The organism is uncultured Paracoccus sp. (assembly GCF_945915435.1).
GTDB lineage: Bacteria > Pseudomonadota > Alphaproteobacteria > Rhodobacterales > Rhodobacteraceae > Paracoccus.
Genome location: NZ_CAMEFG010000028.1, coordinates 37,782 through 44,352 on the forward strand (window position 1 = coordinate 37,782; position 6,571 = coordinate 44,352).

At 65.5% G+C, this 6,571-nt stretch carries 8 protein-coding genes; 3 read left to right on the forward strand and 5 right to left on the reverse strand.

Annotated elements, in window-relative coordinates; all coding sequences use genetic code 11:
* Positions 1–9 precede the first annotated feature (9 nt).
* Genes lysA through argH form a run of 4 tightly spaced genes read right to left on the reverse strand, consistent with a single transcriptional unit; the run spans position 10 to position 3,071 of the window.
* Entirely contained in the window at positions 10–1,278 is a 1,269-nt protein-coding gene (gene lysA / locus Q0O97_RS10790; protein WP_294928706.1) for a diaminopimelate decarboxylase, read from the reverse strand.
* On the reverse strand, positions 1,278–1,541 hold the full coding sequence (locus tag Q0O97_RS10795) for a DUF2834 domain-containing protein (protein ID WP_294928709.1): 264 nt from the start codon (positions 1,539–1,541) through the stop codon (positions 1,278–1,280). Before Q0O97_RS10795 ends, lysA begins: the two co-directional genes overlap by 1 nt.
* Positions 1,522–1,662: a hypothetical protein gene (locus Q0O97_RS10800; protein ID WP_294928712.1), complete on the reverse strand. Its 141-nt coding sequence runs from the start codon at positions 1,660–1,662 to the stop codon at positions 1,522–1,524. Before Q0O97_RS10800 ends, Q0O97_RS10795 begins: the two co-directional genes overlap by 20 nt.
* Positions 1,659–3,071, reverse strand: a complete 1,413-nt coding sequence (gene argH, locus Q0O97_RS10805; RefSeq protein ID WP_294928715.1) for an argininosuccinate lyase — start codon at positions 3,069–3,071, stop codon at positions 1,659–1,661. Before argH ends, Q0O97_RS10800 begins: the two co-directional genes overlap by 4 nt.
* A gap of 21 nt (positions 3,072–3,092) precedes the next feature.
* Here argH and Q0O97_RS10810 point away from each other — a divergent pair, with 21 nt between their 5' ends.
* Positions 3,093–3,638, forward strand: a complete 546-nt coding sequence (locus tag Q0O97_RS10810) for a TlpA disulfide reductase family protein (RefSeq protein ID WP_294928718.1) — start codon at positions 3,093–3,095, stop codon at positions 3,636–3,638.
* Here the strand turns inward: Q0O97_RS10810 and Q0O97_RS10815 are convergent.
* Positions 3,616–4,191 (reverse strand): DNA-3-methyladenine glycosylase I, encoded by a 576-nt coding sequence (locus tag Q0O97_RS10815; RefSeq protein ID WP_294928721.1) that lies wholly within the window; start codon positions 4,189–4,191, stop codon positions 3,616–3,618. The two genes, Q0O97_RS10810 and Q0O97_RS10815, sit on opposite strands and share 23 nt — an antisense overlap.
* Before the next feature lie 94 nt (positions 4,192–4,285).
* On the opposite strand from Q0O97_RS10815, the gene Q0O97_RS10820 reads away from it, so the two are divergent.
* Together Q0O97_RS10820 and Q0O97_RS10825 are read left to right on the forward strand one after the other, a co-directional pair.
* Entirely contained in the window at positions 4,286–5,110 is an 825-nt protein-coding gene (locus Q0O97_RS10820; protein WP_294928725.1) for an EAL domain-containing protein, read from the forward strand.
* 152 nt (positions 5,111–5,262) lie between these two features.
* Positions 5,263–6,438: an acetyl-CoA C-acetyltransferase gene (locus Q0O97_RS10825; RefSeq protein ID WP_294928728.1), complete on the forward strand. Its 1,176-nt coding sequence runs from the start codon at positions 5,263–5,265 to the stop codon at positions 6,436–6,438.
* Positions 6,439–6,571: the final 133 nt, after the last annotated feature.

Consider the following 6,571-nt stretch of genomic DNA (forward strand, 5'->3'; position numbering starts at 1 on the left):
GCCCTGCCCCTAACCCATCCAACCGGGAATCCGGTCGCGGGCAATGATTTCCTCGACCGGGGGGCGTTCACGGATGACGGCGAATTGATCGCCCGAGACCAGCACCTCGGGCACCAGGGGGCGGGTGTTGTATTCCGAGGCCATCACCGCGCCATATGCCCCGGCCGAGCGGAAGGCGACCAGATCGCCCGCCGCAAGCGCCGTCATCTGCGCCCCGCGCACGAAGGTGTCGCCGGTTTCGCACACCGGCCCAACCACGTCATAAGGGCGGACCGAAGCGCCGACGCCCGGCTGGATCACCGGCACGATATCGTGGTGCGCGTCATACATCGCCGGGCGCATCAGGTCGTTCATCGCGGCGTCGAGGATCAGGAAATCGCGCCCCTCGCCCTGTTTCAGGTAGATCACCCGAGACAGCAGGATGCCGGCGTTGCCCGCGATGTTGCGGCCCGGCTCGATCTCGATCTCGCAACCCAGGCCGCCGACCGTGTCGCGGATGACCTGGCCGTATTCGATGGGCAGGGGCGGCGCCGCGTTGTCGCGGGTGTAGGGGATGCCAAGCCCGCCGCCCATGTCCAGCCGCCGGATGGCATGGCCGTCGGCGCGCAGGGCGCGGGTCAGGTCGGCCATCTTTTCATAGGCTTGCCGGAAGGGCGCCAGATCGGTCAATTGGCTGCCGATATGCATGTCGATGCCGACCACCTCGATCCCCGGCAGGCCGGCGGCGCGGGCATAGACGTCGCGCGCGCGCGCGATGGGAATGCCGAACTTGTTTTCCGACTTGCCGGTGGCGATCTTGGCATGGGTGCGCGCGTCCACGTCGGGGTTCACGCGCACGGCAATCGGCGCGCGCAGGCCCATCGAGGCGGCGATTTGCGAAAGCAGCTCAAGCTCGGGTTCGGATTCGACATTGAACTGGCGGATGCCGCCTTTCAGCGCCTGCCGCATTTCCCCGGCGGTCTTGCCGACGCCGGAAAAGACGATCCTGTCTCCCGGCACGCCCGCCGCCTTCGCCCGCGCATATTCGCCGCCCGAAACGACATCCATGCCCGCGCCGAGATCGCCCAGCAGCTTCAGCACGGCAATGTTGGAATTGGCCTTGACCGCAAAGCAGACCAGATGATCGGTCCATTCCAGCGCCTGCCGGAACAGGCCGAAATGGCGCGTCAGCGTGGCGGTGGAATAGACATAGACCGGCGTGCCCACGGCCTGCGCGATCTGCGTCAGCGGCACATCCTCGGCGCAAAGCACGCCGTCTGCATAGTTGAAGTGGTCCATCAGCCAATCCTGCGAGAGCGGAAGAAAAGATACAGCGGCAACGCGCAGCCGATGCCCAGAGCCGTCGCGGGAAGGGTCAGCATGGCGATCCAGTTGCGTCGTATGGTGGTTTCGATCAGGCACCACAAGGCCAGAACGCCCAGGGCCAGCCACTCTGACGGCCCGCTTGCCGCTGGCCAGAACAACGCCACCGCCGCCCCGGCCAGCGCGGCGGCCAGCCAGACCCCGCGCAGCGGCGTCAGATCAGACAGAGGTGACGACACCGATCCGCGCCTCACCCTCGATACGGACGCCGGGCGGCGAGTCGCCGGCGGGCGACAGGGGCGGCCCATCGACGCCGCAGGCGGCCAGTGCGGCAACCACCGCGAATGCCAGGAACCTCATGCCGGTTTCTCCTTCAACTTCTCCTTCCACCGCGCAATCTGCGCGCGCACCTGATCGGGCGCGGTCCCGCCATAGCTTTGCCGCGAGGCCACGGAATCATGCACCCCAAGCACTTCATACACGTCAGGGGTTATCGAAGCGTGAACGGATTGCATTTGATCCAAGGTCAGCTCGGGCAGGTCCACGCCCTGCGCTTCGGCCATCGCGACCAGCGCACCGGTGACGTGATGGGCGTCGCGGAAGGGCAGCCCCGCCGCGCGCACCAGCCAGTCGGCAAGGTCGGTCGCGGTGGAAAACCCCGCGCCCGCCGCCGCCTCCAGCCGCTCGCGGTTCGCCGTCAGGTCCGACAGCATCCCGGTCATCGCGGCCAGCGCCAGCATGAGGTTGTCGGCGGCATCGAAGACCTGCTCCTTGTCTTCCTGCATGTCCTTGGAATAGGCCAAGGGCAGCCCCTTCATCACCACGAACAGCGCCACCGCCGCGCCCAGGATCCGCCCGATCTTGGCGCGGATCAGTTCCGCCGCGTCGGGGTTCTTCTTTTGCGGCATGATCGAGGACCCGGTCGAGAACCGATCCGACAGCGTGACGAACCGGAACTGCGCGGATGACCAGATCACCAGTTCCTCGGCCAGCCGCGACAGGTGGACCGCACAGATCACCGAGGCCGACAGGAACTCCAGCGCGAAATCGCGGTCGCTGACGGCGTCGAGGCTGTTGGCCATCGGCGCATCGAAGCCAAGCGCGGCAGCCGTCGCGTGGCGGTCGATGGGAAAGCTGGTCCCGGCCAGCGCCGCAGCACCCAGGGGCGATTCGTTCATCCGCCGCCGCGCGTCCTGAAAGCGCGACAGGTCGCGCCCGAACATCTCGACATAGGCCATCATGTGATGCCCCCAGGTCACCGGCTGCGCGGTTTGCAGATGGGTGAAGCCCGGCATCACCCAATCGGCGCCCCGTTCGGCCTGCGACAAGGCAGCGCGGATCAGTGCCCCCAGCCCCTCGATGGCCGCATCGCACTGGTCGCGCACCCACAGGCGGAAATCGGTTGCCACCTGATCGTTGCGGCTGCGGGCCGTGTGCAGCCGACCCGCGGGTTCGCCGATCAGCTCTTTCAGGCGCGATTCGACGTTCATGTGGATGTCCTCCAGCGCCGTGCTGAAGGGGAAATCCCCGCCCTCGATTTCTGACAAGACCGTGAGCAAGCCTTCCCCGATCGCCTTCTCATCGCTAGTGCTGATGATGCCTGTCGCGGCCAGCATCGCCGCATGGGCCCGGCTGCCGCGGATATCTTGCGCGTAAAGCCGCTGGTCGAATCCGATCGAGGCATTGATCGCCTCCATGATCGCATCCGGCCCGGCGGCGAAGCGTCCGCCCCACATGCTGTTTGCGGCGCTGTCGGACTTGTCGGTCATGTCTTGCCCTTCGGAGGTCAAATGCTGCGTTCGCTTCTGCTTTATACGGCGCTGGTTATCGGTGCAAACACCGCCGCCGCCGGTCAGATCGACTTCGACGCCGCCCACGCCGGCGGGTTGCCCCAACTGACCGAAGGCAACGGCGAACCCGCATCCGATTTGCCCTTTCTGGATCGCGACGGCAACGAACAGCGCCTTGCCGATTATCGCGGCCAGGTCCTGCTGGTGAATTTCTGGGCCACCTGGTGCGCGCCCTGCCGCGAGGAAATGCCCTCGCTCGACCGGCTGCAAGCCGAGATGGGGGGCGAGGATTTCCAGGTCCTGACCATCGCCACGGGCCGCAACCCCTTGCCATCCATCGACAAGTTCCTTGCCGAGCAGGAAATCGAGAACCTGCCCGTCCTGCTGGACGCGCGCCAGCAATTCGCCCGCTCGATGGGCGTCATGGGCCTGCCGGTGACCGTGCTGATCGACCGCGAGGGCAATGAGGCCGCGCGCCTGATCGGCGATGCCGACTGGTTCGGCGACGCCGCCCGGCAGGTGATCAGCGACCTGACAGCGCCCTGACCGGCGCATGCCGGTGGCAGCTTGTCAGGTGGTCGTTGACCAGCCCGCAGGCCTGCATGAAGGCATAGCAGATCACCGGCCCGCAGAATTTGAAACCACGCTTTTTCAACGCCTTGGACATGGCTTCGGCCTCGGGTGTCTTGGCGGGGACCTGCGCCAGTTCGGTAAAGCCGTTCTGGATCGGGGCGCCGCCGACGAAGGACCAGATGAAGGGCGAAAAGCCCTCGGCCGCCTCGATCTGCTGCCAGGCGCGGGCGTTGGTGACGGTCGCCTCGATCTTGCCGCGATGGCGGATGATGCGGGCGTCCTGAACCGCATCGTCGATTCGCGCAGGCGTCCACCGGGCGATGGCGGCGGGGTCGAAACCCTCGAAAACCTCGCGGAAACCGTCGCGCTTGTTAAGGATGGTGATCCAGGCCAGCCCCGCCTGAAACCCGTCGAGGATCAGTTTTTCCCACAGCGCACGCGAATCGTATTCGGGCACACCCCATTCGGTGTCGTGATATTCGACGTAATTCGGTGCCGTCCCGCACCAGCCGCAACGGTTGACCATGCCTGTTAACCTCGTTTCGGAAATATGGGCGAAGTTTACGCGATCTTAGGAAAAATAGACCAGCCTGCATCCACAAGGTAACGGAGTCCGCCCGATGAAGAACGAATCCCCCCCGCCCGCCGGCCGGGCCTCGCCGCTCGATTTCGCCATCGACCGGCAGGCGCGGACGACGCTGGCCTCGGTCCGTCGCGCGGTCGAACGGCGGGACGCGGTGCTGGCCTTCCAGCCGGTCGTGCAATCCGACTGCACCGACCGCGCCGCCTTTTACGAAGGGCTGATCCGCATCGTCGACGAAACCGGGCGCTTCATCCCCCTGCGCGACTTCATGCCCCATGTCGAAACGACCGAACTCGGCAGGCGGATCGACTGCCTGTCGCTGTCCCTTGGCCTGCAAGCGTTGATCGAGGACCCCTCGCTGAGGCTGTCCGTCAACATGTCGGCCCGCTCAATCGGCTATCAGGACTGGATGCGGGTGCTGCTGGGCACCATCCGGCAGGACGACAGGCTGGGCGAAAGGCTGATCCTGGAAATCACCGAAAGCTCGGCCATGACCATGCCGCAGGTGGTGGGGCGCTTCATGTATGAATTGCAGGATCGCGGGGTCAGCTTTGCGCTGGACGATTTCGGGGCGGGCTATACCTCGTTCCGTTACCTGCGCGATTTCTGCTTCGACATGATCAAGATCGACGGGCAGTTCATCCGCGAAATCGCCGACCACCCGGACAACCAGATCCTGACGCGCGCCCTGCAATCCATCGCGCGGCATTTCGACATGTTCACCGTCGCCGAAGCCGTCGAAACCGCCGAGGAAGCGGCTTGGCTGATCGAAACGGGAATCGACTGCATGCAGGGGTTCTATTTCGGCGCCCCGTCCATCACCCCGCCGCGAAAGACCCCCCACGCGGCGGCGCAACGATAAGGGCGGGCAGGCGCCGGGCAAAGCCCTTTATTGCGCAAGGGGCGGTTTTTTCGGTCATTTGCCCGTGACCGCTTGACGATCCCTGACGCGGATCAAATCATGTTCCGACAGTGGCCGCCCAATATCGGCCACACCAGTCAAGGAGATTTCGAATGACCAAAGCCGTAATCGTCGCGGGCGCACGCACGCCGGTAGGCAGCTTCATGGGGTCCTTCGCCCAGGTTCCGGGCAGCGATCTGGGCGCCGCGGTCCTTCGCGCCGTGGTCGAACGCGCGGGCATCGACGCGGCCGAGGTGGATGAGACCATCCTGGGTCAGGTCCTGACCGCCGGACAGGGCCAGAACCCCGCCCGCCAGGCGCATATCAAGGCAGGTTTGCCGCAGGAATCAGCGGCTTGGCTGATCAATCAGGTCTGCGGCTCGGGCCTGCGCACCGTCGCATTGGCCGCGCAGCAGGTCATCCTGGGCGATGCGCGCGTCGTCGCGGCGGGCGGGCAGGAATCGATGTCGCTGGCGATGCATGCCGCCTATCTGCGCTCGGGCCAGAAGATGGGCGACATGAAGATGATCGACACCATGATCCGGGACGGATTGTGGGACGCCTTCAACAACTACCACATGGGCCAGACCGCCGAAAACGTGGCCGAGAAATGGGGAATCACCCGCGAACAGCAGGACGAATTCGCAGTCGCCTCGCAGAACAAGGCCGAGGCGGCGCAGACCGCAGGAAAATTCGCGGATGAGATCGTCCCCTTCACCGTCAAGACCCGCAAGGGCGACGTGACCGTCGATTCGGACGAATACATCCGTCACGGCGCATCGCTGGACGGGATGACCAAGCTGCGCCCCGCCTTCGCCAAGGAAGGCAGCGTGACGGCGGGCAACGCCTCGGGCCTGAACGACGGCGCCGCCGCCGTGCTGGTCATGACCGAGGACGAAGCGAACCGGCGCGGCCTGACGCCGCTGGCCCGCATCGCCTCTTACGCGACCGCCGGGCTGGACCCCGCGATCATGGGCACCGGCCCGATTCCCGCCAGCCGCAGGGCGCTGGAAAAGGCCGGCTGGTCGGTCGGCGACCTGGATCTGGTCGAAGCGAACGAGGCTTTCGCCGCCCAGGCCTGCGCCGTCAACAAGGACATGGGCTGGGATCCGTCCATCGTGAACGTCAACGGCGGCGCCATCGCCATCGGTCACCCGATCGGGGCATCGGGCTGCCGCATCCTGAACACGCTGCTGTTCGAAATGAAGCGGCGCGACGCGAAAAAGGGCCTTGCGACGCTGTGCATCGGCGGCGGCATGGGCGTGGCCATGTGCCTTGAACGCCCCTGAGTTATCCCGCCATCTGCGCAATCATGTTGCGCAGATGGCAATATATTTGTAACCATATTTCATAACCAGATCAACTACAGGGGGGAACCATGTCGAAAATCGCACTTGTGACGGGGGGCACGCGGGGCATCGG

Excerpts from the sequence above, each read along its gene's own strand:
- lysA (WP_294928706.1), bottom strand. The coding sequence starts at position 1,278 with ATGGACCACTTCAACTATGCAGACGGCGTGCTTTGCGCCGAGGATGTG.
- Q0O97_RS10800 (WP_294928712.1), bottom strand. The coding sequence starts at position 1,662 with ATGAGGTTCCTGGCATTCGCGGTGGTTGCCGCACTGGCCGCCTGCGGC.
- argH (WP_294928715.1), bottom strand. The coding sequence starts at position 3,071 with ATGACCGACAAGTCCGACAGCGCCGCAAACAGCATGTGGGGCGGACGC.
- Q0O97_RS10810 (WP_294928718.1), top strand. The coding sequence starts at position 3,093 with ATGCTGCGTTCGCTTCTGCTTTATACGGCGCTGGTTATCGGTGCAAAC.
- Q0O97_RS10815 (WP_294928721.1), bottom strand. The coding sequence starts at position 4,191 with ATGGTCAACCGTTGCGGCTGGTGCGGGACGGCACCGAATTACGTCGAA.
- Q0O97_RS10820 (WP_294928725.1), top strand. The coding sequence starts at position 4,286 with ATGAAGAACGAATCCCCCCCGCCCGCCGGCCGGGCCTCGCCGCTCGAT.
- Q0O97_RS10825 (WP_294928728.1), top strand. The coding sequence starts at position 5,263 with ATGACCAAAGCCGTAATCGTCGCGGGCGCACGCACGCCGGTAGGCAGC.